This is a genomic window from Lentzea sp. NPDC059081 (genome assembly GCF_042738015.1).
Classification (GTDB): domain Bacteria; phylum Actinomycetota; class Actinomycetes; order Mycobacteriales; family Pseudonocardiaceae; genus Lentzea.
This window is the reverse complement of record NZ_JBHYGW010000004.1, coordinates 350,382-375,357: the sequence shown is the minus strand read 5'-3', so window position 1 is coordinate 375,357 and position 24,976 is coordinate 350,382. Positions and strand designations below refer to the sequence as shown.

The window sequence follows — 24,976 nt, the reverse complement described above, 5'->3', positions numbered from 1 at the left end:
GAGGTGCCTACCGTCGGAGCCATGAACGAACTCTGGGACGCCGTGGTCATCGGCGGTGGCGCCGCCGGCCTGAACGGCGCGATCATGCTGGCCCGCTCACGCCGTTCGGTCGTCGTGGTCGACAGCGGCACGCCCCGCAACGCCCCGGCCGACGGCGTGCACGGACTGCTCGGCCTGGACGGCATCCCGCCCGCCGAGCTGCTGGGCAGGGGCCGTGACGAGGTCCGCAAGTACGGCGGGCGGATCGTCCACGGCGAGGTGGTCAAGGCCGAACCCACCCCGGACGGCTTCACCGTCACGCTGGCCGACGGCACCTCGCTCACCGCGAAGCGCGTGCTGGTCGCGACCGGGTTGCGCGACGTGCTCCCGGACGTGAAGGGGCTGGCCGAGCACTGGGGCCGCGGTGTCGTGCACTGCCCGTACTGCCACGGCTGGGAGGTCCGCGACGAACCGATCGGCGTGCTGGGCTCGGCGCACCACGCGCTGCTGTTCCGGCAGCTGTCCGACGACATCGTGTTCTTCGCGAACGGCACCGAGCTCGAGGACGACACCCGTGCGAAGTTCGCCGAGCGCGGCATCCGGATCGTCGAGACCCCGGTCGCGGAGATCGAGTCCACAAAGGAGCAGATCACGGGTGTCCGGTTGACGAACGGCGAAGTCGTGCCACGACGCGTGATCGCCGTCGCCACCACGATGATCGCCCGCACCGACGGCATCGAAGGCCTCGGGCTGCCGTTGGAGGACGTGCCGAACGGGCGGAAGTTCGTCACCGGCATGGCGGGCACGACCCCGGTGAAGGGCGTGTGGGTCGCGGGCAACGCCACCGACCTCACCGCCCAGGTCGGCGCGTCCGCCGCCGCCGGTGCGCTGGCCGGTGCCCACATGAACGCGGACCTGCTCGCGTGACCACGATCGACAGCACCCGTCAGCGCACAGCCGTGCTGGTCGCGATCTCCGTGGCGTTGATGGCCGTGATCTCCTCGGTGACCGGCCTGAACGTCGCCCAGCCCGACCTCGCCGCCGAGTTCGGTGCCTCGCGGAGCACGGTTCTGTGGATCATCAACGCCTACGTGCTCACGCTGTCGGCGTTGCTGCTGCCGCTCGGCGCGGCCGGGGACCGATGGGGCCGCAAGCCCGCGCTGCTGACCGGCCTGGTCGTGTTCGGCGTGGCGAACGTCCTCGCGGGTCTGGCCCAGTCGACCGAGGTGATCTTGGCGGCACGGGTGCTCAGCGGTGTCGGTGCCGCGACGATCATGCCCGTGACGCTCGCCGTGATCACCTCGTCGTTCCCGGAGAAGGAGCGCGGCAGGGCGATCGGCGTGTGGACGGGCGTCGCCGGCGGCGGTGGCCTGCTGGGCATGTTCCTGTCGGCCGTCCTGGTCGACTGGGCGAGCTGGCGGTTGTTGTTCGTGCTGCCGGTGGCCCTGGTCGTCGTGGCGCTGGTGATGGTCTGGCGGTCCGTCCCGGACTCCCGCGGCGAGCAGCATCCGTTCGACGTGGTGGGCGCGCTGACGTCGGTCGTCGGCGTGGCCGGGTTGATCTACTTCCTGCACGAACGCGACGTCGTCAGCCTCCTCGTCGGGCTCGCCGGCACGGCGGCGTTCGTGGCCTGGGAGCTGCGGCACCGCACGCCGTTGGTGGACGTCCGGCTGTTCCGCGAGAAGGAGCTGGCGGCCGGGTCGGTGACGATCCTGGTGGTGTTCGGGGTGCAGGCGGGCGTGTCGATCATGCTGTACCCGTTCTTCCAGACCGTGCTCGGCTGGTCGGGACTGCTCGCCACGGTGGCGCTGCTGCCGATGGCGGGCCTGATGATGGTCACCTCCGGCCTCGCCCCGCGGCTGGCCGAACGGGTCGGTGCCCGCACGACCACCGCGCTGGGGATCGCCGCGGCCGGGCTCGGCCTGGCGTTGATGGCCCTGCTCGTCTCCGACGGGTACCTGTCCGTGCTCCCCGGCATGATCGCGATGGGGATCGGGATGGGCCTGTCGATGCCGCCCGCCACCGAGGCGATCACCAGCTCCCTCCCCCGGGAACGCCAGGGGGTCGCGTCCGCGCTCAACGACGTCACCAGGGAGTTCGGCACCGCGCTCGGTGTCGCCCTGCTGGGAGGGATGCTGTCGGCGTCCTTCGTGGACGGCTGGCGCACGTTCATGTGGGCGGGCGTCGCCCTGATGGCCGCGCTGCTGGCCTCCGTGGTGCTCAGGCGTCGTTGAGCATGTCGAGCAGCTTCTGCGGGGCGCCGCCCTCGCCGAACAGGCTCTCCAGCATCCGGTCGGAGTCCTCGGTCGCCGCCACCGCCCGCACGAACATGGCCTCCTCGTACTCGGTCAGCGCGGTCTCGACGTCGTTGCCCGCCAACGCCTTCGCCAGCTCGGCCCCGTCGAGCATGGCGAGGTTGGCGCCCTCGCCGTTGGGCACGGACAGGTGCGCGGCGTCCCCGACCAGCGTCACGCCGGGCACCCGTTCCCACCGGTGCCCGGCGGGCAGCGTGTAGTGCGGGCGGAAGACCGGCACGGTGTCGGTCTCGGTGATCAGCGCGGTCAGCTCGGGCGCCCAGCCCTCGAACTCGGCCGCGACCCGCTGCGGATCCGTGACGTCGAGGTCGTCGAACCACTCGAGCGGCCGGCTGAACTCGACGTAGGCGTGCAGCGTGTCGCCGGCCTCGCGGTGCCCGAAGATCCCCTTGCCCTGGCCTGGCGAGAACATCGACCCGCCACCCACGGCCTTCGCGGCGGCCGGATGCCGCGTGTCGGCCTGGTAGAGGTAGGTCTCGACGAACGACATGCCGGTGTACTCGGGCTTCGCGTCCGTGAGCACCGGCCGCACCCGCGACCACGCGCCGTCCGCGCCGACCAGCACCTCGGCGTCGACGGTGGTGCCGTCGGCGAACGTGACGCGCCTGCCCTCGACGTCCGTGACCTTGTGCGCCCACCGGACGGTGCCCTCCGGCAGGCTGTCGAGCAGCATCTGCCGCAGGTCGGCGCGCTGGATCTCCGGCCTGCCGCCCGTGCCGTCGTCGGCCTTGTCGAGCAGCACGGTGCCGTCGTTGTCGAGCACCCGCAACGCCTCGCGCCCCTCCAGCACCAGCGCGCGGAACTCGTCCATCAGCCCGGCCGCCTCGACGGCGAGCTGCCCGTTGTAGTCGTGGATGTCGAGCATGCCGCCCTGTCCCCGCGACGCGAACGACTCCTCCGCCTCGTAGACGGTGGACGGGATGCCGTGGACGTGCAGCACGCGGGCGAGCGTGAGTCCGCCGAGGCCGGCGCCGATGATCGTGACGTGCATGTGCAGAGCTCCCCTGTGGTGATCATGCCGCCTCCCTGACGGCACGTCCCACAGTCGTCGCGCGGGCTGACACCGGCCGCACATGTCACTGACAGCGCCTGACAGTCCCTGTCACCACTCCGCGAAGCCGCCGTCGTCGTGCCGCCAGATCGGCGACCGCCACGCGTGCCCCACCTCCGCCGCCCTCCGCACCGCCGCCTCGTCCACCTCGACCCCCAGCCCGGGTCCGGTCGGCCGGGCGATCCAGCCGTCGACCACGCGCACCGGTGCCATGTCCACCAGGTACGACGGGTCGGTGCCGTTGTAGTGCATGCCCGCGCTCTGCTCCTGGATCAGGAAGTTCGGCGTCGTGAACGCCACCTGCAGCGACGCCGCCAGCGAGATCGGGCCGAGCGGGCAGTGCGGTGCGATCGACGCGCCGTAGATCTCGGCGAGCGAGCCTATGCGCCGAAGTTCGGAGATGCCGCCCGCGTGGGACGGGTCGGGTTGCACGACCGCGACGCCCGCGTCCAGCACCGGTTTGAACTCCCAGCGCGAGAACAGCCGCTCCCCCGTCGCGATCGGCACGGTCGAGGCCTGCACGATGGACGCGAGCACCTCGGGCGGCAGTTCGGGCAGCACCGGTTCCTCGACGAACATCGGCTGGACCTCTTCGAGCATCCGCACCAGACGTCGTGCCATGGCAGGGGAAACGCGGCCGTGGAAGTCGATCGCGAGGTCGCCGCCGGGTCCCAGCGCCTCACGAGCCTCACGGGCACGCGCCACGACCGCCGCGGCTTCCGCGGGCGACGCGATCGGGCGTATCTCGGCGGTGGCGTTCATCTTCACGGCGCTGAACCCCGCCGCCACCTGGGCGGACACCGCGTCGAACACGCCGTCGGGCCGGTCGCCGCCGACCCACGAGTAGGCGCGGATCCGGTCGCGGACGGGACCGCCGAGCAGTTCGTGGACCGGCAGGCCGCGTGCCTTGCCGGCGATGTCCCACAGCGCGTGGTCGTAGCCGGACAGGGCGGACGACAGGACCGGGCCGCCGCGGTAGAAGCCGCCGCGGCGCAGGACCTGCCAGTGGTCCTCGACGCGCAACGGGTCCTGGCCGACGACGAGCTCGGCCAGTTCGTGGACGGCGGCGCGCACGGTCTCGGCGCGGCCCTCCACCACCGGCTCGCCCCAGCCGGTCACCCCCTCGTCCGTGCTCACCTTGAGGAACAGCCAGCGGGGCTCGACCAGGAACGTCTCGACCGCCGTCACCTTCATGAGGAGTCCTTTGCCGCGGACCAGCCGCCGTCGACCAGGATCTCCGCGCCCGTCACGAACGACGCCGCCGGAGACAGGAGGAAACCGATCACCGAGGCCACCTCGGCCGGGTCGCCGAGACGACCGGCCGGGGTGGCTCGGGCACTGCGTTCCCGGTCCTCGACCGGGACCCGGTCCCATGCCGCCGTCAGCACGGGACCGGGCACCACCGCGTTCACCCGCACGGCAGGCGCGTACTCCACGGCGAGCTGGCGGGTCAACGCCACCAGCCCGCCCTTGGAGGCCGCGTAGGCGCCATGGCCGGGGATGCCGAAGTGCGCGTGCACCGACGAAACCAGCACCACCGAGCCACCACGAGCACGCAACGACGGCAAGCAGGCCCGCAGGCCGTGGAAAGCACCGCCGAGGTTGACTGCGAGCTGACGTTCCCACGAAGCCGGTGCCATGGCGTCCAGCGGCGTGACATCCACCGTGAAAGCGTTGCTCACCAACGCGTCCACGCCGTCACACAGCGCCAAAGCCCGTTCCCACGTGGCCGGGTCGCTGACGTCGCCCCGCACGGCCACGTCGCCGTGCAGGTCGATGCCGATCACCCGGTAGCCGGCCTCGGTCAGGTGCCGTGCCGTGGCGGCGCCGATCCCGGCCGCCGCGCCTGACACCACCGCGCACTTCATGCACGTTCTCCTAGAGGGTCTGCCGGTAGACCTTGTTGTCCGGCCCGCGCACCACTGTCCACGCGGAACCGTCGGGACCAGCAGTAGCACCCACCGCGCCGACCAGCGAGTTGCTCGGGAACTCCGGCCGGTTGAACCACCCGCCCCACACCCCGGCGGAGCTGTTGACCTGCCACACCGTGTAGTCGCTCGCCCGCGCGAACAGGTAGATCCGGTCCTGGAACTCGACCATCGTCGGGCTGCCGGAGATCACGCCTCCGAGTGACGTCCACGCGCCACCCGACACCGGCCGCACCCACACGCTGTCGTCGGCGGTCCGCACGGCCACCTGACCGCCCGCGACGCTCGGCCTGCCGTAGATCGGGGCGTCACCGGGCGCACCCAACGACGTCCAGCCGCCGCGGTAGAGCCACACGCGACCATCCGGCCCGCGAGCGACGATCGTGCCATCCGTCGACACCGAAGGCGCGTCGGTCAGCTTGCCGCCCAGCGGCTTCCAGCCACCCCACCGTCCGTTGTGGAGGGTACGTTGCCAGGCCTGGTTGTCGAGCCCTCGCACCGTGACCTCGACGTCGGATCCGACCGCGCGGACAGCAGGCTGTCCCTGGATCGCCTTGCCCAAGCTCGACCACTTGCCTCCGCGCAACATCCGCAGCTCGCCACCGACGCCCCGCGAGAACACCAGGGCCTCGTCACCGACACGGGCGATCGCGGGCGACGCGGTGGCGTCCGACCCGACGGCCTCACCGGGCACCAGATCCGTTCCCCGCAGCTTCAGCATCGCCGTGCCGTGCGCCGGAACGGTCACGGTGTACGAACCAGAGACGGTACCTCGGTCGGCACGCGCCCGCAGGTCGCGAACCGTCACGTCCCCGCGCAGCCCGGCGGGGGCGAAGTCGACCGTCATCGCAGCAGGAACTTCACGCCGGTTGAGCAGTACGACGGAACGCTCACCCTTACGGGACAACACTTTGCTGTACACATCGGTGTCGCCGGTCGACGCCACCCGCACACCCTGGATCGCCAGCGGGTCCTGGTCGACCGCGAGGATCTCCGGGTTCTTCAGGGTGGCGATCATCGACGGCGGCAGCGTGCGCGGGTCCGAACCGATGATCAACGGCGAGGACATCTGCGCCCACATCACGAACTGCGAGGTCGACTCCTCCTCGTTCAGCTCGTACGTGCCCTGCTGCGTCCTGCGCATCGGGATCAGGTAGTCCGGGTCGTTGTAGTGCCCCGGCCCGTTCGCCTCGGGATGCGCGGCGTTGCGGTCCATGTTGCGCAGCACGTCGCGCCAGATGCCCTCGTAGGGCGTGCCGAACGCGACGTCGGTCGAGGTGCGCCACGAGTCGGCGAGAAGCGGCCCGAACGTGTAGGAGATGTCCGCGACCTGGTCCGGCCCGTGCGGGACACCCCACTCGTCGGTGACGGGGTTGCAGAGGTTGAGGATCATCGGCCGCCCGGCTTTCCGCACGGCCTTGCTGAAGTCAGCGAACGCCTGCGCGGGCTTGAGGTTCGCCGCGATCCCGCACAGGAAGTCGATTTTGATCGCGTCGAACTTCCAGGCCGCGAACCGGCGAGCGTCCTTCTCGTAGTACCCGCCACCGCTGCCCGCGGCGCAGTTCTTGCCGTCGGACGGGCCGGCGTCGGTGTAGATGCCGGCCTTCAACCCCTGGGCGTGCAGGTCGCGGACGAGCTTGTCGAAGCCGCCGGGGAACTTCGCCGGGTCCTCGACGAGGTCGCCGCGGGCGTTGCGGGGAGTCGGCGCGTTCCAGCCGCCGTCGATCCAGACGATCTTGTAGCCCGCGTCGCGCAGGCCGCTGCTCACGAGGTGGTCGGCGACGCCGCGGACGTCCTTCTCGGTCGGGGCGCCGAGGCCGAAGTACGTGTTCCACCCCATGTACGGGGTCTTGGCGACACCGCTGTCGTAGTAGATGGGCGCTCCCTGGTCGTCACCGGCGTAGGCGGGCGTCGCAACCAGGGACATCAAGGCGATGGCCAACGCGACTCTGCGAACGGACATGCGGTGAGCCTCCCCCGCCCCCGACTCGGGTGTCAAGAATAATTCCTAATTTATGTGTAGTAGGCTGGCGAGCGTGAGCTACCGCTACGAGATCACCCAGGCGGTCGTGCGGCAGGGCATCATCGCGATCATCCGCACCGCCGACACCTCCTCCGCCGTCATGGCCGCCGTTCCGCTGCTGGACGCGGGACTCACGTCGCTCGAGCTGCCGCTGACCAACCCCGGCGCGCTCGACGCCATTCGGCAGCTCCGGGCGGACCACCCGGACGCCGTCATCGGCGCGGGATCGGTGCTCGACGAGGCCTCCGCGGTGGCCGCCGTGCGCGCCGGAGCGCAGTTCCTGGTGGCGCCCAACCTGAACACCGCGGTCATCCAGGCCGGGCACCGCTACGGCGCCGCGGTGCTGCCGGGCGCCGGGACCGTCTCCGAGGTCGTCCAGGCGCTCGAAGCAGGTGCGGACGCGGTGAAGGTGTTCCCCGCGCCGACGCCGCAATGGGTGAAGGACGTGCTGGCAGTGCTGCCGTACGCGCCGCTGGTGCCGACCGGCGGTGTCGCGCCGGCCGACGTCCCCGCGTGGCTGGAGGCGGGCGCCGTGGCGTGCGGGGTCGGGTCGGCCCTCGCCCGCACGCCGATCGACGAGGTCACAGCCCTGCTGAGGGCCTGAGCACGACCACGTCGGCGTCGTTCGCCGCGGTCCAGGCGAACGGCAGCCCGACGTGGGTCAGGTGCGCCGCCGAGTACACCTGGCCGTTCTCGTCCACATAGGACCCACTCAGACCGCGCAACTTTACCCGCGACGGCCTTCCTGGCACCTCCGGTACCCCGGTCAGCGCTCCGGTGTTCCACGCCAGCACCACGACTCGGTCCTCGCCGTTGTACTGGACCGCGTAGTCGAGCAGGTGGGCCTCGCTGCCGTGGACGATGTGGCGGATCTCCTTGTAGCGGGCGATCAACGCCTTGGCCTCGTCGCGTTCGCCAGTGGACCAGTGCCGCACATCCGCGCCGATGCCGAGCACTCCGGCCATGGCGAGCACGAACCGGAACTTGAGCGACCGCGGCCGTGCGTCGAACACGCCGGGCGCGTCCGTCACCCACGACGACATCAGGTGCGGGGCGTGCATGTGCAGGAACCCGTGCTGGATCTTCAACCGGTCGAGCGGCGCGGTGTTGTCGCTGGGCCACACCACGTCCACCAGCCCGGTCGTGGCGAGATCGGTCCTGCCGCCCCCGCCCGCGCAGCCCTCGACGAGCACGTCCGGGTGCTTCTCCCGCAGGTGGCGGAGCACCCGCCAGTAGTTGCGGACGTGGGCGTCGTCCTGGTCGAGCGGGCGTTCGGTGGCGGGACGGTTCATGTCCCACTTCAGGTAGCCGATGCGGTAGTCCGTCAGCAGACGGTCCAATGTCAACAACACGAACTCGTACACCTCGGACAAGCCGAGGTTGAGAAGTAGCTGGTTGCGGATCAGCGTGGGTTCGCGGCCGGGCAGCCGGTAGACCCAGTCCGGGTGGTCGGCGTAGAGCCGCGACTTCGGGCTGACGGACTCCGGTTCGACCCACAGCCCGAACTCCAGCCCCATCGCCCGCACGTCGTCGACGAACCCACCGAAGTCCGGCGACTCCGGGTACCAGTCGCCGAGCCCACCGGTGTCGTCGTGCCGTCCGGCGAACCAGCCGTCGTCGACCACGAACAGCTCCGCGCCGAGGTCGGCGGCGATCCGGGCCAGCTCGCGCTGTTTGGGCAGGTCGACCTCGAACCCGGTCGCCTCCCACGAGTTGTAGAGCACGGGTTTGCGCGCTTTCCTGCTGCGCAGCCGGTCGTAGGCGTGCCAGACCTGTGCGAGGCCGTTGGTCGAGTACGCCAGTGCGAGTTCGGGCGTCGTGAAGGTCTCCCCCGGTTCGACGACGACCGGGCCGAGCATCCCGGCCCGCACGCGCGTGAGCCCGGACGGTTCGACGTCGGCCGTGATCTCCCAGGACCCGGACCAGGACAGCGACACGCCCCACGTGTCGTCGACCGACAGCCAGGGCGCGTAGTTGTGCCCGGGAACGCCGTAGGAGCTGCCGATGCGGAACCCGCCGGCGGGCAGGTCCACGTGGTCCAGCTGGAACTCGCGAGCCCACTCCCCGTGGAGGAACGACAGCCGTGGGCTACTCGTCGGCAGGCACACACCCGCCGACCCGATTCGCTCCAGCCGCAACGGTTCCGCGGACGTGTTGGTGATCTCGACCCAGCGCGACAGCACGTCGACGGACGTCTCAGGCCGGTAGCAAAGAACTGCGCGAAGCCCTGCGACAGCATCGACGAACGCCAGCCGCAGCACACCACCGGCTTCGGCAGCGCCCTGGAACGTGAACCACGAGTCGCCGTCGACTTCGAGATCGGCACCGGTGAACGGACGCTGCCCGCGCGGCACGTACTCGACCGGTGCCGCGTCCGCCTCGGTGATGAAGTGGAGATCGCCGTGGGTCTTGAGCGCGGACGGACCGACCTCGACACCGTGCGGGCCCCACGCCACCAGTTCCGCCCAGCGACCACCCGGCTCGACGGCCACCGTGTACGAGGTGGTGGCCATCCTCAGTGTCCAACTTCTGGGCGTCCAGGTCATTTCACCGCTCCCACCGCGAGTCCGGAGATGAAGTGCCGCTGGAACCGCAGGAACACCGCCACGGTCGGGATCGCCGCGATCACCGACCCGGCCGCGATCACGTTCCAGTTCGACACGTACTGCCCCTGCAACGCGAGCAGCGCCGGCGTCACGGGCATGACCGACGACGACCGCAGCACGGTGATCGCCCACAGCAGGTCGTTGAAGATCCAGGTGAACGCCAGTGCGGCCAGCGCGGCGAGCGCGGGCCTGGTCATCGGCAGCACGATCCGCCAGTAGATCTGGACGGGCCCGGCGCCGTCGATGGTGGCGGCCTCCTGCACCTCGTCCGGCATCGCGCGCATGAAGCCCTGGAGCACGAACGTGTAGAAGCCCAGCCCGAACCCGACCTGCACGACGACCAGCGCGACGAGCGTGTCGTAGATGCCGAGCAGCTCGGTCAGCTTCGACACCGGCACCAGCAGGATCTGCGGGGGCAGCAGGTTGCCCGCGAGCATCAGCAGGATGATCGTGCGCCGGCCGGGGATCGCGAAGCGGCTCAACGCGTACGCCGCCGCCGAAGCCAGTGCGAGCGACAGGAACACCGTCGGGATCGTGACGAGCACGCTGTTCCACATGGCACCCGCGCCGCCGTTGGTCCACGCGTCGGTGAACCCGGCGAAGGTGAACGACCGCGGCAGCGACGCGAGCCCGTTGGCGGCGATGTCGTCGAACGACCGGACGGCGGTGACGAGGACGGCCGCGATCGGCAGCAGCCAGAGCACGGAGATCGTGCCCGCCACGGCGTGGAAGACGCGGTTGCTGGACATCTCAGTTCTCCCGGAACGCGCGGACGAGGTAGGTCACGATCACGCCGAACGCCAGCACGAAGATGACCACCGCGAGTGCCGAGGCGTAGCCGAGCTTCAGCGACTGGAACGCGGTCGAGTACATGTAGGTGCTGAGCAGCTCGGACGAGTGGTACGGGCCGCCGCGCGTCATCGACCACACCACGTCGAACGACCGCAGCGAGTCGATCACGATCACCGACAGCACCACCGAGTTGACGCTGGACAGCTGCGGCCAGGTGACGTGCGTGAACTTCTGCCAGGCCGTGGCACCGTCCAGAGTGGCCGCTTCGTACAGCCCCGGGTCGATGCCCTTGAGCCCGGCCAGGTACAGCACCATGACGTACCCGACCTGCCGCCACAGCGCGGGCACCAGCACGGCGTAGATCGCGGTGTCCGGGTCGGCGAGCGGGCTGCTGTCGAACAGCCCGCCGGGCTGGTAGAGCACCTGCCAGATCAGCGAGGTCGCCACGAGCGAGAACACCACCGGGATGAACAACGCCGCCCGGTAGATCCCGACGCCGCGGCGTTCCTTCTGCAGCAGCACGGCGATGCCGAGGCCGCCGACCGCGGACAGGCCGCCGAAGAGGACGAGCCAGATCGCGGTGTTGGTGACGGCGATGTGGAAGACGGGGTCGTCGATCATCCTGGCGTAGTTGTCGAGCCCGACGAACCGGGGCGGCGAGACGCCGTCCCAGTTCGTCAGCGCGAGCCAGCAGCCCTGCACCGCGGGCCAGAAGACCCAGAACCCCTCCACCAGCAACGGGATGAGCACGAACAGCAGCAGGACGGGAGGGACTCTCCTGGTCATGTCAGCTCGACCACACCTGCTCGGCGGCCTTCTGCCAGGTGGCGAGGATGGTGTCGAGCTGGTCGGGTTGCTGCAGGAACTTGACCAGCGCGGCGTCCGCGGTGGGCTGCAGCGCGTCGCTGGAGTCGCGGTTGAAGAACTGGGTGATCTCCGCGGCCTCCTTGAGGTGCGCGCGTCCCTTCTGGACGAGAGGCGTGCCGGAGTCCTTGGCGTTCGGGTGCGTCGGCAGGACCGTGCCGGACGAGGCCTTGATGTAGACCTCCTGCCCCTCGGCCGTGGCCGCGTAGGTGAGGAACTCCTTGAGCTCCTTGACGTGCGGCGACTTGGCGCTGGCGAAGAACCCGTCGGTCGGGCCCTCCTCCGCCAGCGGCACGGCCGGGTCGATGATCGGGAACCGGAAGAAGTCGATGTCGTCGATCGCGTCCTTCGGTGCCGCGTCGGCGAAGAACGCGCCGGTGAGCAGCATGCCCGTGCGGCCCTGCAACATCGCGGTCGTGGCCTCCTGGAAGCCGATCGCGGTGCCGTTGGGGTCGGTGAACGGCAGCACCTCGCGCCACGGCGTAAAGATCGCCTTCACCTTGGGGTCGTCGAACTTCTGCTTGCCCGCCAGCAGCTCTCGGTGGAACGGGGCGCCGTTGACGCGAACGTTGAAGTAGTCGAACCAGGCCGAGGCGGTCCACGGCGAGTCCGACCCGGCGCCCATGCCGAGCGGGACGACGCCCTTCGACTGCAACGTCCGGCAGAGCGCGACGAACTCCTGCCACGTCTTCGGCGGGGTCACGCCCCACTTGGCGAAGTGGGACTTCCGGTAGAAGAAGCCCCACCAGTAGTACGTCGTCGGCACGAACACCTTGCCGCTCAACGTCTTGAACGACTGCGGGTAGTCGCCCATCGTCTGCCAGACGTCGCTGACGTCGAGCAGCAGGCCCTTCTTCTCGTACCCGGTGAGCAGCGCGCCGGGGTACCAGGTGAAGAGGTCGGGCGGGTTCGCGGAGGTGAGGTAGCTCGGCAGCTGGGTGCGGAAGGTCTCGGAGGCGACGGTGTTGACCGACGCCTGCGCGCCCTTCTTGTCGTTGAACGCCTTCACCAGCGCGTCGATCGCCGCTTTCGCCGCGGGCGCCGACAGGTTCGACTGGATCGTGGCGGTGCCCGCGGTCTGGGTGACGGGGCCGGAGGACGCCGAGGTGGCGCAGGATGCCGTGCCGCTGACCAGCAACCCGGCTCCCGCGGCGGCGGTGACGCGGAGGAAGTGACGCCTGTCCATGGCTGAGAAGACTGCGCGTTGACGGTGATCAAGTCAAGAATAATTCATAATTTATGATGTGCCGTATGCTCTGACCTCATGAACGAGAAGCGTCTCCGCGGCGTGCACGGCCAGACCGTCGAGGCGCTGGCGGGCCGGATCCTCGCCGGCGAGATCGGCGAGGGCGACACCCTCGACCTCCCCGCCCTGCGCGAGGAGCTCGACGTGTCGCTGACGGCGCTGCGCGAGGCCCTGAAGGTGTTGTCCGCCAAGGGCATGATCGACGCCAGGCAGAAGCGCGGTACCTTCGTGCAGCCGCGCTCGTCGTGGAACCTGCTCGACACGGACGTGATGCGCTGGCAGACCCAGGCGGGCTCCGACCACGGCCTGTTCGACGAGCTCACCGAGATGCGCGTGATCGTCGAGCCCGCCGCCGCCCGGCTGGCCGCCGAACGCGCGTCCGAAGCCGACATCGAGGCGTTGTCCGGCGCCCTGGACCGGATGGCCGCCGCCCGCGACCTGGCCGCGACCGTGCGCGCGGACCTCGACTTCCACCGGCTGCTGATGGCCGCGACGCACAACACGTTCCTCACGCAGGTCGAGCGGATCATCGCGATCGGGCTGGCGGAACGGGACAAGCTGGTGCACGGGACCGTGGACGACGACCCGGTGCCGTCGCACCGCGCGGTGCTGGACGCGATCGCGGCCCGGGACCCGGAGGCGGCTTACGAGGCGATGCGGGCGCTGGTCGACAAGTCGGGGGCGGACCTCGACCGGTTGCGGTGACGCCCGAATCGAGATGATGTCCGGATCGAGGTGACGCCTGGATCGATACGACACCTCCGGCCCGGTTGTGAAGGACTTTCACGTCCACCACCATCGGCCCTCATGCGCCTGCTCACGCTCCTGGCCGCCGCCCTCCTGACGATCACCGCCGCACCCGCCACCGCCGCGGTTCCGCTGAAGATCGCCACCTACAACGTCTTCCTGCTGTCGCGGAACCTCTACCCGAACTGGGGCCAGCTCCAGCGCGCCGACCTGGTCGACAGCACCGGTGTCCTCGCCGGGCAGGACGTCGTGGTGTTGCAGGAGGCGTTCGACAACGCCGCCTCGGACCGGCTGCTGGCGAACCTGCGCGACACCTACCCGCACCAGACGCCGGTCCTGGGCCGCAGCCGTGCCGGCTGGGACACCACGTCGGGTGCCTACAGCGACTCCACGCCCGAGGACGGCGGCGTCGCGGTCCTGAGCCGGTGGCCGATCACCACGAGGATCCAGCACGTCCACCGCGACGCGTGCGGTGCGGACTGGTTCTCCAACAAGGGGTTCGCGTACGTGCGCGTCGAGACGCCGGCCGGGCCCGCGCACGTGATCGGCACGCACGCCCAGGCCGAGGACTCGGCCTGCACCACCTCACCGCAGACCGTCCGGGCGAGGCAACGGGCCGAGATCAAGGCGTTCCTGACCGCGCGGAACATCCCCGCGTCCGAGCCCGTGTACGTGGCGGGCGACCTGAACGTCGTCAGGGCGAGCGACGAGTTCCCGCGCATGGTCGCCGAACTGGGGGTGCGGACGCCGGAGATCGGCGGGCACCCGTTCTCGTGGGACTGCGCCGACAACAGCGTCTGCCGCGACCAGTACGGGCCGGAGTACGCCTCCGAGCACCTCGACTACGTGCTGACCGTTCAGGGGCCGTTGCTGCGCAACGAGACCCGGCGGGTGAAGAGTCCGGAGTGGTCGGTCACGTCGTGGGGCCGCAAGCACACCTACACGGACCTGTCCGACCACTACCCGGTGTTCGCGGGTTAGCCCAGTGCCGCCACCAGCCTCTTCGCCTGCACCACCGCCCGGCTGGACCCCTTGCGCGCCGCGACGCCGGCCAGGCCGGGCACCTCACCGCCGGGCCTGACCTGCTGGGCCAGCTCGACGGCGAGCTCGACGACGTCGGCCACCCGGTTGCTGGTCCACATCTGCGGGAGCGCCGCAGACACGGCGTCCCACATCTGCCGCGCGGCACCGGACCGGGCCGCGTCGCGCAGACCGGGCACGACCCGGCTCACCACGAGACCGCGGTCGAGCGTCCGGCCGAGCAGGTCGCCCAGCAGCGCGCCGTCCAGCTGGTCACGGGAAGCGAGGATCAGCACCGCGTCCACGGCGTGGGCGCGGTTGACGGTCAGCTCGGCACCGAGCCCGTAGCAGAGGGCGAGGTGCAGAGCCGGTCCCGCCGGGCCGTCGGACTCGGCGAGCATCGGCAGCAGCGGGCCGTCGCCGCCCTTCGACGCCGTGCGGCCGCGGAGGTGCGGGACGAGGTGGGCGGCGACGACCTCCCGTTGAGCGGGCAGCACCGAGGGCCACCACTCGATCATCGGGCCCCACTCGTCGAACGTGTGCATGCGGTTCTGCGGCTCTTCCAGGCCGGGGACGACGACGGCGAGCAGGCCCGTGTCGCTGAGGTCCTGCTGGGTGCGCCAGTACTTGGGGTAGTGGTAGGTCCGCTCCTCGATGGTGATCACGGGGTCGGTCCTCGCGGAGAGCCACTCGCGGACCTTCGCCGCCGGTTTGCCCTGCACCGCGGCGAAGTCAGCGGCCGTGGTGGTGGGCGGCAGGCGGTGGCAGGCCTGCTTCAGGTCGCGCTGCCACGGTTCCCAGCCCTCGGCGTCGGCCTTCGCGAGCCGGTCCGCGAGCACGGTCGGGTCGAGCAGGCCGGACCCCGCGGTCGGGGTGGACACCAGCGCCGGCCTCGGCGAGTACCGGAGGCCCTTCTCGATCTCGTGCAGCCGCTCGGCGAGTTGCTCCGCGAGACCGCCGTTGTTCGCCCGCTTCAGCTGGACGCGCCACTCGCGGGCGAAGTGGATCGCCGCGGAGATCTTTCCGAGCGGCTTCGCCGGCTCCGCGACGGCGGCGAGGACGGCCATGAACTCGGTGTGGGCGTTGCGCTTGGCGTGGTCGGGGTAGGCGTCGTAGGCGGACCGGTTCAGGATCCACGGGTGCTTGTCGTAGATCGGCTGGAACGCCTGGGTGAGCGTCTCCCGGTCCTGCCAGGCGAACCGCACGACCGCCTCGACGACGCGCTCGGCCGCGACGCCGCCGATCTGTCCGGCGTTGCGCCCGTAGAGTCCCAGCACCTCGCGCGTCAGTTCGTCGAGCGTGGCGATCGGCTCCGGCCACGGCCCCGGCGTGAACGGGGCGAGAATGACGGATTCTTCCTGCGTCGCAACGCCTCCGAGCTGCGAGGCGAGGTCGGCGGGGAGCTGTTCGGCGAGCACCAGCAGTTCGGCGCGGGTGGTGTCACTGATCTTCGCGAGGTGCTTGGCGACCAGCTTGACGGCGTGGCCGCGCAGATCGTCCGACTCGTGCGCGAACAGCTCCGCGGTGATCAGCACCACCTCGTCCGGAGCGGTCCGCGCGTGCTTGCCCAGCCACGACAGCTGCGTGCGGACGAGCTTCTTCTCGCTGCGGCCGAACACCCACCGGCTCGCCTCGCCGAGCAGGTCGAAGTCGAGCCTGCCCGCCTCGTCGAGCTGCCGGAGCCGGTCCTGCGCGAGGGTGGCGACGGTGGAGCGGGCGTCCGGCAGCATCGCGACGTAGTCCCGGACGTGCTCGGCCGTCTCGTCGAGCGTGACGTCCAGGACGTCGTGCAGTGCCAGGAAACCCTGCATCTCCGTGACGCCGCCGCTCTGCTGGAGACGGGCGAGGCAGCCGTCGAGCACCACCCGCCGGTCGCCCCGGTCGCGCAGCAGCGGCAGCCACTCCCGGCTGACGGCGAACGCCGCTCCGGCACCGGCGACCTCGAGCATCCGCGGGATCAGCGGGTCGAAGCCCGGCCGCCACTGCCGGTGGCCGTCGAACGCCATGAGGTGCGCCAGGAAGCCGTCCGTGTCGGGCGGGGTGTCACCGCAGAACGCCAGGACCACCCTCAGCACGTCGGTCCGGGAGAGGTCGCGGGCCGACATCTTCGCGGCGAGCCGCGCGACGAGGTCCGGCGTCCACGGCAGCTCCCGGCTGCGCAGCACGTCCAGCACCACGGGCCCGGCGTTCAGCGGGCTCGTCTCGTCCCACCAGATCCGGTAGCGCATCATCCACGGCGTGAGCGTCGCGGCGCTCGGCAGCAGTCCGGCGCCCGCGACCGCGAGCGTGTCGAAGTGCTCCCAGCTCCGGCTGCCCGCCCGGTGCTTCTTCTCGTACGCGACGAGCTCCTTCGCGCACTCCGCGCGTTCCTCCGGCCCGAGGCTCTTGAGCACCTCGCCGAGCGCGAGGAGCTGACGCGACTCGATGAGCGCCTGGATCCTGTCGAAGCTCACGCCTTGCCTCTCACCATGTCCACGGCCAGCACGTGCTTGCACTTGCCCCGCCCGCCCCGGTACTCGGTCCACCACTGGCAGGTGCACGCGTCGCCGTTCACGCGGTACGTGCCCACCAGCGCCGTGTCGCCGTCCCACCGCACGGCGTCCTGCTCGACGAGCGCCTTCGCGTTGCGCAGCCTGGGGTTCATGGCCTGCACGTCCGCGCCGTCGTAAGGCAGCTCGCGGTGGAAGTACGACGCCTCGGCGAGGTCGTACCCGACCCGTCCGGCGGTGCCGAGCTGGGCCAGCGCGTCCTTCACCCGCTGCACGGTCAGCCCGGACCGGTCCGCCAGGTCCGCGACGTCCACCCGTGGCTCGAAGTCCAGCAACGCGCCGACCAGTTCGGCGTCGGTGTCCGCGTCCCCGGCGGCGAGCCCGTCGAGGACGGCGCCCTCACCGGACAGGCCGCGGTTCACCTCGGGCGACAGGACGAGGGTGAGCCGTTGCGCGCCGAGGTCGACCTCCCAGCCGCTCGCGACCGGCTGACCGTCGGCGGGCGGGCCGTAGAGGCGCACGGCCTTGGCGAAGCGCAGCAACGGGAGCAGCGTCTCCAGCCGGTTCGGGCCGGCCAGGCACACGGCGTTGGCCGATGCGGTTCCGCTGAGCCGCAACGACTTCCCGGACGGCACCGCCCACACCGCCGCACGTCCCTTGGGCAGCGTCTTGAGGAACCGCTGCGCGTCGGCGGGCGACAGCTCGGCCTTGAGGTCGAAGCGCGAGGTCAGCACCTGGGTCTCGGCGAACCCGCGCAGCCAGCGCGGCGGCAGCGGCACCTTCTTCTCGACGATCGCGCCGTCGAGCGTGCCGACCTCGACCTGGTCGGGCCCGACGGTCAGGTGCAGAGGGTCGCCCTTGGTCACCCTGGCCAGCGCGCGCCGCAGCGGTTCGTTGATGTCGACGTTCGTCGTGCCGCGGTCGTGCACCTCGCCGTCCAACGCTCCACTGAGGACGTCGAGCCGCGCGTAGACCCCGCAGCAGCCCGAGAACGACTCGAACCGCAGCCGGTCGCCGTTGCACGTGACGACCGGATCGCGGAGCCGTTCGGGAGTGGGCTGGAAGTAGCGGGTCCCGGCGATCTTCGCGATGGCGAGCAACGACGACGCGGACGCTTGCGAGTCGGCCAGGAACCCGGTGAAGAAGCGCGGGTTCGGCGCCCGGCCGCCGGAGGTCTGCAGCCCCAGTGCGCGCCGCGTCTCGTCCAGCCGGGAGTCGGCGACGTAGGCGTACGAGTGCATTCGCGCACTCTAGTGAACACACGTTCGACTGGAGGCCGGAACGGGCGAATATCGCTTGCGGCCGCGCACCCGTCGCCCGAGAATCTGCGACCGACCTCAGGAGCTGCGGAAACGGGTGGTTCGTGTTCGATGTGATCATCGCAGGGTGCGGTCCGACCGGCGCGATGCTGGCGGCCGAGCTGCGGTTGCACGACGTGCGGGTGCTGGTGCTGGAGAGGGACGCCGATCCTCCGCCGTCGTTCGTGCGCCTGGTGAGCCTGCACATCCGCAGTCTCGAGCTGATGGCGATGCGCGGCCTGCTGGACCGCCTCCTCGAACGCGGCAGGCAACGCCCCGTCGGCGGCAGCTTCGCGGGCATCCCCAAGCCGACGCCGGAAGGCCTGGACTCGGATTTCGGCATCCTGCTCGGCATCTCCCAGCCGCACGTGAACGGCGTCCTCGAGGACCACGCGGTCGCGTCGGGCGCGGAGGTCAGGCGCGGCCTCGGGGTGACCGGGGTCGAGCAGGACGACGACGGGGTGACCGTCGAGCTGGCGGACGGCGAACGGCTGCGGGCGCGGTACCTCGTGGGCTGCGACGGCGCGCGGAGCACCGTGCGCAAGCTGGTCGGCGTCGGTTTCCCCGGCGAGCCGTCGCGCAACGACACGTTGATGGGCGAGCTGGAGTTCTCCGCGCCGCAGGAGGAGGTCGTCGCGCGGGCGGCCGAGATCCGCGAGACGGTCAAGGTGTTCCACCTCGGCCCGTTCGGCGACGGCCGCTACCGCGTGGTGGTCCCCTGTGCGGCGGTCAGCGAGGACCGCTCGGCCACGCTCGACGACTTCAAGCAGGAGCTGCGCACGGTCGCCGGCACCGACTTCGGCGCCCACTCCCCGCGCTGGCTGTCCCGTTTCGGCGACGCCACCCGCCTGGTCGAGCACTACCGCGTCGGCAGGGTCCTGTTCGCGGGCGACGCGGCGCACATCCACCCGCCCGCCGGCGGCCAGGGCCTCAACCTGGGCGTGCAGGACGCGGTCAACCTCGGCTGGAAGCTCGCCGCGCAGATCCACGGCTGGGCGCCGGACGGGTTGCTCGACACCTATCACGCCGAACGCCACCCGGTCGCCGAGGACGTCCTGGACAACACCCGCGCCCAGGTGCACCTGATGGCCGACGAACCGGGTGCCCGTGCGCTGCGGAGGCTGGTCACGGAGCTGATGGACCTCAACGAGGTCAACAGGTTCCTCATCGAGAAGATCACCGCGCTCGGCGTCCGCTACGACTTCGGCCCCGGCCCCGACCTGCTCGGCCGCCGTCTGCGCGACGTCGAGCTGACGAAGGGCACGCTCCACGACCACCTGCGGGACGGCCGCGGCCTGGTGCTCGACCGGACCGGCACCCTGGGCGTCGCCGGGTGGTCCGATCGGGTCGACCTGCTCGCGGATCCCGGTGCGGCACTGGACTTTCCGGCCGTGTTGCTGCGTCCCGACGGGCACGTGGCGTGGGCGGGTGACCGGCAGCAGGACCTCGACGAGCAGCTCGCCCGCTGGTTCGGTGCTCAGAGGTAGCGGCGCAGCAGGTCCTCCTCGGTCTCCCGCCGCACGATCGGCCGCGCCACCCCGTCCCGCACGGCGACGACCGGCGGCCGGCCGACCTGGTTGTAGTTCGAGGCCAACGCGTGGTGGTAGGCGCCGGTGACCGGCACGGCGAGCAGGTCACCGGCGTGGACGTCGGCGGGCAGCAGCACGGTGTCCGCCAGCACGTCCCCGGCCTCGCAGTGCCTGCCGACCACCGTGACGGGCTTCGGCCTCCCGCCCCTGCCGACGAGCCGCACGGCGTACTTGGCGCCGTACAACGCGGGCCGCGGGTTGTCGCTCATCCCGCCGTCCACGGCCACGAACGTCCGCGTGGTGCCTTCCTTGACCGCGCAGACCCGGTACAGCGTCACGCCTGCGTTCGCGACGATCGCCCGTCCCGGCTCGATCAGCAGGCGCGGCACGGGAACGCGGTGCAGCGCGCACTCGTAGTTGAGCGTGCCGCGAACCCGTTGCGCGAAGCCGAAGAGGTCGAACGACGACTCCCCCGGCAGGTACGGCGCGCAGAACCCGCCACCGAGGTCGAGCTGCTCGATCCGCACCCCGCACGACGCGATCAGCCCGGCCATCCGCCGCGCGGCCTCCTCGTAGGACGCGACGTGCCGGACCTGCGAGCCGATGTGGCAGTGCAGCCCGACGAGCCGCAGCGACGGCTGCTCGACCACGCGCAGGACCGCCTCCAGCGCGGCGCCGGAAGCCAGGGAGAACCCGAACTTCTGGTCCTCCACACCGGTCGCGATCGCCGCGTGCGTGTGCGCGTCCACGCCCGGCGTCACGCGGATCATGACCTCCTGGCCGTGCCGGGCCAGTGCGCCGAGCTGGGCGATCTCGTCGAACGAGTCGACGACGATCCTCGACACCCCGTGCTCCAGCGCGGCTTTGAGGTCCTCGCCGGTCTTCACGTTGCCGTGCAGGAGGATGCGGTCGCCGGGCACACCCGCCGCCTTCGCGAGGGCGAGCTCACCGGCGGACGACACGTCGAGCGACAGGCCTTCGTCCGCCATCCACCGGTAGACCTCGGGGCAGGGCAACGACTTCCCGGCGAACACGACCTCGGCGTCCGGCAGCGCCGCGCGGAAGGCCCTCGCCCTGGCCCGGACCGTCGACTCGTCCAGCACCTGGCAGGGCGTGCCGAACCGCGCCGCGAGCTGCGCCGCGCTCACCCCACCGATCACGAGGTCCTGGCCGTCGAGACGGGTGCCGTCCGGCCAGAGACCCGCTTCCAGCACCGGCGCGGTGGAACATCCGGTGCTGGGCAACAACTCCGCGAGCGTCATGCGCCCAGCACACGCCCGGCGGGCGCCCGTGCCCAGGCCCCGGACGGGACCCTGACACGGGCGGCCCGCACCTTGACGCGATCCTGACGACCCGCGTGCCCCAGGTCACGGGTGCGTCCACACCCCGTGCGAGAAGGTCGCCGGACGGTGGACCTGGACCGGGTGGACGGCTTCCACCACCCGCGGGCGGCGTGGACGTGCCGGCCTGGTGGCCGCCCACCGCTGAAGTACGGTGTGGTCCGTGACCGAGGCCGCCCGCAAGACCGTCCAGCTCCCCCAGTGCCCGCAGTGCGAGGCCGACGACCTGCGCCCGTACGGCAACGGTTCCAAGTGGATCTGCCCGAGCTGCCGCTTCCTGGCCCCGTGCTGCGAGCCGGACACCGCCTGCCGCTGGTAGACCGACCCCCGAATCGTTACCCGGCGTGATAACGCCAGGTCGCCCGGCGGCGACGTACTCCCCACAGCGTCCGAACGGCGTAGCGAGGAGGCCGCCATGGCGACCACGTTCTGGGCTTGGATCGTGTCCGCACTCGTCATCGTGCTGCTCGCGGTGGTGGTCCCGAGCCGTCTCGGCGCGCAGAGCGTGCTGCGCGACGCCCGCGGCCGGTACAGCCTGTCGCGGCTGCAGATGCTGTTGTGGACGGTCGTGCTGCTGTCACTCGTCAGCGGGATGGCGTTCGGGCGGTTCGCGGCCGGGCAGGTCGACGTCGCCGGGTTCACGATCCCGGCGCAGGTGCTGACGTTGCTCAGCATCGCGACGGGGTCCGGGGTGGTGGCGGCGGCCATCAAGGTGGTCAAGAGCAACACCAGGCCGGACAACGTGGCCGCGTACGTGCGCGGTGAGGAACGCGGGCGGTTCATGGAGATGCTCACCGCCGAGGAGGGCGCGTCGGCGGGCAAGTCGATCGACCTGTCCAAGTTCCAGAACTTCGTCATCACCGTGCTGCTCGTGCTCATCTACGTCGCGCAGGCGGTCGCGGCGCTGCGGGCGGTGGACACCCCGGCAGGCATCGGCGGGCTGCCGGGGTTCTCCGACACGTTCCTGGTGCTGCTCGCGATCAGCCACGCCGGCTACCTGCTGGGCAAGATCCCGTCGCCCGCCGGGACGCCCGAGGGCGGGACGATGAGCGCGCGGCTCGCGTCGGAACCGGTGGGCACCGTCGCGGCGAACCCGGTCCCCGAGGTGCTCCCGGCGTGATATCCACTCGTCCGTGATCGAACGAGTGCGGTACGAGGAAACGCATCACCGCAAGGGCAAGGACGCCTGGCCCGACCCGTGGAAGGTCATGCGGGTCCACTTCCCGATCGTGGAACGGCTGCGCGACACCCCTCGTTCGACGTGGCGGCACCCGGACGAGCTGCCGAGCTCCCTGGTCCACCTGGCCGAGTCGTTCCACGACGCGGGCTGGGACGACCTGGCCCGCCGCGCGTACTACGAGGTGATCGACCTCCGCCGCGAGGCGGGCGAGTCCGTGGACCTGCGGCGGGCACTGACGGCGTTGCGCACCCTGCTCATCGACAACGAGCAGTACGAGGAAGCGTTGCCGGTGGCCGAGGACGAGCTCCGGCTCGCGGCGAAGCTGGCCGTGGAGGGCGACTACAGCACGGAGGTCGCCAACTCGGCCCGGTACTGGGTCCTCGACCTGCTCGGTGAGCTGGGCAGGCACGAGGAGTCGGCCCGCGTCGCGGGTGAGGACGTCGCCGCGCTGCGCACTCAGAGGCCCGTCAAGAACGGTCCGCCGCCGGGGTACGGCCTCGCCCACGCCCTGCGCGAACACGCCACGCGGCTCACGAGGATCGGTGAGCTGGAGCGCGCGGCCGAGAACCTCGGGGAGGCCGCCGAGTTCTGGCGGCACGCGAAGGGCGAGGCCATCCGCCTCTACAACGTCCTGAACGACCTGAGCACCCTGCAGCTCCGCCTGGGCCGCTTCGACGAGTGCCGCGCGTCGCACGCCGAAGCCGTCGCCGTCATCCGCAAGCGCGCCAGAACCGACGAGTTCCGCGGTCACCTCGCGGCTGCGTTGAACAACCACGCCAACCGACTGCACGACCTCGGCCTCGACGAGGAAGCCGTGAAGGCGGCCGAGGAGTCGGTCAAGCGATATCGCGCACTCCTCGCCAAGGCCGAGGGTCGTGCCAAGGTCACGCAGCTGGAACTGCGCTTGGCTCTCGTGCTGGTCGGGCTCGGCAGCAGGCTGCACGACGTCGGCCGGTTCGACGAGTCACTGGCCGCCAGCGACGAGGCCATCGCGTTCGCCTCCCGGCACGAGGACCGCGAGAGCGGCCGCGCGGAACTGGCCCGTGCGTGGTCCAACCGTGCGAGCCTGCTGATCTCCCGGCACGCCTACCGCGAAGCGGCGGAGGCGGCAGCGAGAGGCATCGAGCTGTACGACATCGCCGACGGCAAGGCCATGGCGCGCAACACGTTCGCTCTCGCATCGGCGCTGGCCGGTGAGCTCGGGACCGCACTGGAAGCGTCGCTGCGGTCGGTCGCCGAGTACCGGGAGTGGCACGCCGAGGACCCGGAGGAGTACGCCTGCCTGCTCGCCGACGCACTCTGCGACCACGCGGAGATCCGCCGGTTGCGTTCGGAGACAGGGGAAGCCGAGGCCGCCATCGCCGAGTCCCTTGCCCTGTACGAGATGCTCGCCGCTGCCAACCCCGCCCGATTCCGGCGCGAGCTGGACCGCGCTCGTGAGGTCGCCGCGCGACTCTAGAGGACGCGGACGTCACGGGCGGGAAGTCCGGTCCACCAGCGTGCATAACGCTTGTACACCTGCGGTTCGCGGTCGCCGAGCAGTTTCCGCAGCGCCGCCGCCTCCTCCGCGAGCCCCGCCCACTGGTCGTCGGTGAGTGCGTGGAACGAGGTCGCTTCGACCCCGCCGTCCTCGGTCGGCCGCCACACCCCGGCCACGTGCCCGTCGACGAGCAGCGTCGGCAGGGTGTCGCCGTTGCTGCGGATGACGACCTTCCGGTACTGCTCGGGGATGATGCGGCTGCGGTCGGCGTAGGCGAGCAAGGTGCTGTCCCACATGGCCATCAGCCGCGGCGGCGCCGGGGTGTCCTCGTCCGGGACCGTCCCCTCCGGAACGTCGTAGTGGTCGCCGGTCCTGACGAGGTCCAGCGTGGCCAGCGCCTCCCGGATCGAGGTGCGCGGCAGCATGGTGAACTGGTTCATGTCGAGCACGGTCGCGGGCCCGAACCCGGTGAGGTAGCGGCGCAGCATCTCGGCGAGCGCCGCCGTCCGTTCGCGCGGCTCGGCGGTCACGGCCTGGTAGGACGGTCGCAGCCCGAACGACCACGGCCCGCCCGTGGGCGCGTGCACGAGCCCGCCGTAGGTGCGCAGCGCCCACCAGACGCCGGGCTGGCCGACGTCGCCGACGTGCGTGTGCAGGAGCGCCTCGATCTCGGCCTTCGCCCGCGGTTCGGTGGCGAACTCCAGCACGTGCGCGAGCAGCGCGTCGGCCTGGTCGATCGTGATGTCCATGCCCTTGAACCGCTTGTCGTACAGCCGGGACGCCCTCAGCGCGGGCAGCATCGCGTGGTGGAACACGGCGTGGTCGGCGGCGGTGACGGCGTGCAGGGTGATCCGCATCAGCGACGCCTTGCGGACCGCCCCGGTCGCGAACGCCTCGTCCAGCGCGGCCGGGTCGAAGCCCGCGACCCTGTTCCACAGCGCGAGGTAGGGCGAGGCGGGTTCCTGCGCCTGGATCGCGACGACGTTCTCCACGGCCGTCAGCACGTCGACCGGCTCACGCTCCAGCAGCATCTGCCGGTGGAGCGTGGCGCGGTTGAGCTGACGGGCCGTGGAGGTCATGCCGGTGATC

Annotated in this window: 21 protein-coding genes; 9 read left to right on the top strand and 12 right to left on the bottom strand. The window is 71.0% G+C overall.

Annotated features, from left to right (window positions below):
- The first annotated feature begins 21 nt into the window (after window positions 1-21).
- Both ACFWV3_RS12240 and ACFWV3_RS12235 read left to right on the top strand, forming a co-directional pair.
- Window positions 22-906, top strand: a complete 885-nt coding sequence (locus ACFWV3_RS12240) for an NAD(P)/FAD-dependent oxidoreductase (RefSeq protein WP_382411144.1) — start codon at window positions 22-24, stop codon at window positions 904-906.
- Window positions 903-2,213, top strand: coding sequence for an MFS transporter (locus ACFWV3_RS12235; protein ID WP_382411143.1), 1,311 nt, complete (start codon window positions 903-905; stop codon window positions 2,211-2,213). The genes ACFWV3_RS12240 and ACFWV3_RS12235 overlap by 4 nt, the downstream gene beginning before the upstream one ends.
- Here ACFWV3_RS12235 and ACFWV3_RS12230 read toward each other — a convergent pair.
- From ACFWV3_RS12230 to ACFWV3_RS12215, 4 genes are all read right to left on the bottom strand, one after another.
- Window positions 2,200-3,291, bottom strand: coding sequence for an FAD-dependent oxidoreductase (locus ACFWV3_RS12230; RefSeq protein ID WP_382411332.1), 1,092 nt, complete (start codon window positions 3,289-3,291; stop codon window positions 2,200-2,202). The two genes, ACFWV3_RS12235 and ACFWV3_RS12230, sit on opposite strands and share 14 nt — an antisense overlap.
- 105 nt (window positions 3,292-3,396) lie before the next feature.
- Complete coding sequence (dgoD, locus tag ACFWV3_RS12225) at window positions 3,397-4,539, bottom strand: galactonate dehydratase (RefSeq protein WP_382411142.1); 1,143 nt, start codon at window positions 4,537-4,539, stop codon at window positions 3,397-3,399.
- A complete protein-coding gene (locus ACFWV3_RS12220) occupies window positions 4,536-5,213 on the bottom strand; it encodes an SDR family NAD(P)-dependent oxidoreductase (protein WP_382411141.1) in 678 nt (225 codons plus the stop codon). Before ACFWV3_RS12220 ends, dgoD begins: the two co-directional genes overlap by 4 nt.
- A 10-nt stretch (window positions 5,214-5,223) precedes the next feature.
- Complete coding sequence (locus tag ACFWV3_RS12215; protein ID WP_382411140.1) at window positions 5,224-7,236, bottom strand: hypothetical protein; 2,013 nt, start codon at window positions 7,234-7,236, stop codon at window positions 5,224-5,226.
- Window positions 7,237-7,309: 73 nt separating this feature from the next.
- On the opposite strand from ACFWV3_RS12215, the gene ACFWV3_RS12210 reads away from it, so the two are divergent.
- Window positions 7,310-7,900 carry a bifunctional 4-hydroxy-2-oxoglutarate aldolase/2-dehydro-3-deoxy-phosphogluconate aldolase gene (locus ACFWV3_RS12210; RefSeq protein ID WP_382411139.1) on the top strand — a complete coding sequence of 197 codons (591 nt, stop codon included), beginning with the start codon at window positions 7,310-7,312 and terminating at the stop codon, window positions 7,898-7,900.
- Here ACFWV3_RS12210 and ACFWV3_RS12205 read toward each other — a convergent pair.
- From ACFWV3_RS12205 to ACFWV3_RS12190, 4 genes are read right to left on the bottom strand one after another with little or no spacing between them, the layout of a single operon-like run.
- The gene (locus tag ACFWV3_RS12205; protein ID WP_382411138.1) at window positions 7,878-9,809 is read right to left on the bottom strand and encodes an alpha-galactosidase; all 1,932 of its coding nucleotides are present in this window, start codon (window positions 9,807-9,809) and stop codon (window positions 7,878-7,880) included. The genes ACFWV3_RS12210 and ACFWV3_RS12205 overlap by 23 nt on opposite strands.
- Before the next feature lie 29 nt (window positions 9,810-9,838).
- A complete protein-coding gene (locus tag ACFWV3_RS12200; protein WP_382411137.1) occupies window positions 9,839-10,651 on the bottom strand; it encodes a carbohydrate ABC transporter permease in 813 nt (270 codons plus the stop codon).
- Between the two features lies 1 nt (window position 10,652).
- A complete protein-coding gene (locus ACFWV3_RS12195; RefSeq protein ID WP_382411136.1) occupies window positions 10,653-11,480 on the bottom strand; it encodes a carbohydrate ABC transporter permease in 828 nt (275 codons plus the stop codon).
- A gap of 1 nt (window position 11,481) precedes the next feature.
- The gene (locus ACFWV3_RS12190; protein WP_382411135.1) at window positions 11,482-12,744 is read right to left on the bottom strand and encodes an ABC transporter substrate-binding protein; all 1,263 of its coding nucleotides are present in this window, start codon (window positions 12,742-12,744) and stop codon (window positions 11,482-11,484) included.
- Window positions 12,745-12,822: 78 nt separating this feature from the next.
- Between ACFWV3_RS12190 and ACFWV3_RS12185 the strand changes: the two genes are divergently transcribed.
- On the top strand, window positions 12,823-13,509 hold the full coding sequence (locus ACFWV3_RS12185) for a FadR/GntR family transcriptional regulator (RefSeq protein WP_382411134.1): 687 nt from the start codon (window positions 12,823-12,825) through the stop codon (window positions 13,507-13,509).
- 102 nt (window positions 13,510-13,611) lie between these two features.
- Window positions 13,612-14,532 carry a sphingomyelin phosphodiesterase gene (gene sph / locus ACFWV3_RS12180; RefSeq protein ID WP_382411132.1) on the top strand — a complete coding sequence of 307 codons (921 nt, stop codon included), beginning with the start codon at window positions 13,612-13,614 and terminating at the stop codon, window positions 14,530-14,532.
- Here the strand turns inward: sph and ACFWV3_RS12175 are convergent.
- Together ACFWV3_RS12175 and ACFWV3_RS12170 are read right to left on the bottom strand one after the other, a co-directional pair.
- Window positions 14,529-17,024, bottom strand: a complete 2,496-nt coding sequence (locus ACFWV3_RS12175) for a DUF6493 family protein (RefSeq protein ID WP_382411130.1) — start codon at window positions 17,022-17,024, stop codon at window positions 14,529-14,531. The genes sph and ACFWV3_RS12175 overlap by 4 nt on opposite strands.
- Entirely contained in the window at window positions 17,021-18,301 is a 1,281-nt protein-coding gene (locus tag ACFWV3_RS12170; protein ID WP_382411128.1) for an SWIM zinc finger family protein, read from the bottom strand. The genes ACFWV3_RS12175 and ACFWV3_RS12170 overlap by 4 nt, the downstream gene beginning before the upstream one ends.
- A 122-nt stretch (window positions 18,302-18,423) precedes the next feature.
- On the opposite strand from ACFWV3_RS12170, the gene ACFWV3_RS12165 reads away from it, so the two are divergent.
- The gene (locus ACFWV3_RS12165; RefSeq protein ID WP_382411126.1) at window positions 18,424-19,845 is read left to right on the top strand and encodes an FAD-dependent monooxygenase; all 1,422 of its coding nucleotides are present in this window, start codon (window positions 18,424-18,426) and stop codon (window positions 19,843-19,845) included.
- Here the strand turns inward: ACFWV3_RS12165 and lysA are convergent.
- A complete protein-coding gene (gene lysA / locus ACFWV3_RS12160) occupies window positions 19,836-21,149 on the bottom strand; it encodes a diaminopimelate decarboxylase (protein WP_382411124.1) in 1,314 nt (437 codons plus the stop codon). The two genes, ACFWV3_RS12165 and lysA, sit on opposite strands and share 10 nt — an antisense overlap.
- Window positions 21,150-21,390: 241 nt before the next feature.
- Here lysA and ACFWV3_RS12155 point away from each other — a divergent pair, with 241 nt between their 5' ends.
- The 3 genes from ACFWV3_RS12155 (at window position 21,391) to ACFWV3_RS12145 (ending at window position 23,866) form a co-directional block, all read left to right on the top strand.
- Complete coding sequence (locus ACFWV3_RS12155) at window positions 21,391-21,546, top strand: hypothetical protein (protein WP_382411122.1); 156 nt, start codon at window positions 21,391-21,393, stop codon at window positions 21,544-21,546.
- A 96-nt stretch (window positions 21,547-21,642) separates the two neighbouring features.
- The gene (locus ACFWV3_RS12150) at window positions 21,643-22,347 is read left to right on the top strand and encodes a hypothetical protein (RefSeq protein ID WP_382411120.1); all 705 of its coding nucleotides are present in this window, start codon (window positions 21,643-21,645) and stop codon (window positions 22,345-22,347) included.
- Window positions 22,348-22,360: 13 nt separating this feature from the next.
- The gene (locus tag ACFWV3_RS12145; RefSeq protein WP_382411118.1) at window positions 22,361-23,866 is read left to right on the top strand and encodes a hypothetical protein; all 1,506 of its coding nucleotides are present in this window, start codon (window positions 22,361-22,363) and stop codon (window positions 23,864-23,866) included.
- Here ACFWV3_RS12145 and ACFWV3_RS12140 read toward each other — a convergent pair.
- Window positions 23,863-24,966 carry a winged helix DNA-binding domain-containing protein gene (locus ACFWV3_RS12140; RefSeq protein ID WP_382411116.1) on the bottom strand — a complete coding sequence of 368 codons (1,104 nt, stop codon included), beginning with the start codon at window positions 24,964-24,966 and terminating at the stop codon, window positions 23,863-23,865. The genes ACFWV3_RS12145 and ACFWV3_RS12140 overlap by 4 nt on opposite strands.
- Window positions 24,967-24,976: the final 10 nt, after the last annotated feature.

Bases quoted from the DNA above. Each gene is read 5' to 3' on its own strand.
- ACFWV3_RS12240 (WP_382411144.1), top strand. From the start codon at position 22: ATGAACGAACTCTGGGACGCCGTGGTCATCGGCGGTGGCGCCGCCGGC.
- dgoD (WP_382411142.1), bottom strand. From the start codon at position 4,539: ATGAAGGTGACGGCGGTCGAGACGTTCCTGGTCGAGCCCCGCTGGCTG.
- ACFWV3_RS12220 (WP_382411141.1), bottom strand. From the start codon at position 5,213: ATGAAGTGCGCGGTGGTGTCAGGCGCGGCGGCCGGGATCGGCGCCGCC.
- ACFWV3_RS12215 (WP_382411140.1), bottom strand. From the start codon at position 7,236: ATGTCCGTTCGCAGAGTCGCGTTGGCCATCGCCTTGATGTCCCTGGTT.
- ACFWV3_RS12205 (WP_382411138.1), bottom strand. From the start codon at position 9,809: ATGGCCACCACCTCGTACACGGTGGCCGTCGAGCCGGGTGGTCGCTGG.
- ACFWV3_RS12200 (WP_382411137.1), bottom strand. From the start codon at position 10,651: ATGTCCAGCAACCGCGTCTTCCACGCCGTGGCGGGCACGATCTCCGTG.
- ACFWV3_RS12195 (WP_382411136.1), bottom strand. From the start codon at position 11,480: ATGACCAGGAGAGTCCCTCCCGTCCTGCTGCTGTTCGTGCTCATCCCG.
- ACFWV3_RS12190 (WP_382411135.1), bottom strand. From the start codon at position 12,744: ATGGACAGGCGTCACTTCCTCCGCGTCACCGCCGCCGCGGGAGCCGGG.
- ACFWV3_RS12185 (WP_382411134.1), top strand. From the start codon at position 12,823: ATGAACGAGAAGCGTCTCCGCGGCGTGCACGGCCAGACCGTCGAGGCG.
- sph (WP_382411132.1), top strand. From the start codon at position 13,612: ATGCGCCTGCTCACGCTCCTGGCCGCCGCCCTCCTGACGATCACCGCC.
- ACFWV3_RS12170 (WP_382411128.1), bottom strand. From the start codon at position 18,301: ATGCACTCGTACGCCTACGTCGCCGACTCCCGGCTGGACGAGACGCGG.
- lysA (WP_382411124.1), bottom strand. From the start codon at position 21,149: ATGACGCTCGCGGAGTTGTTGCCCAGCACCGGATGTTCCACCGCGCCG.
- ACFWV3_RS12150 (WP_382411120.1), top strand. From the start codon at position 21,643: ATGGCGACCACGTTCTGGGCTTGGATCGTGTCCGCACTCGTCATCGTG.
- ACFWV3_RS12140 (WP_382411116.1), bottom strand. From the start codon at position 24,966: ATGACCTCCACGGCCCGTCAGCTCAACCGCGCCACGCTCCACCGGCAG.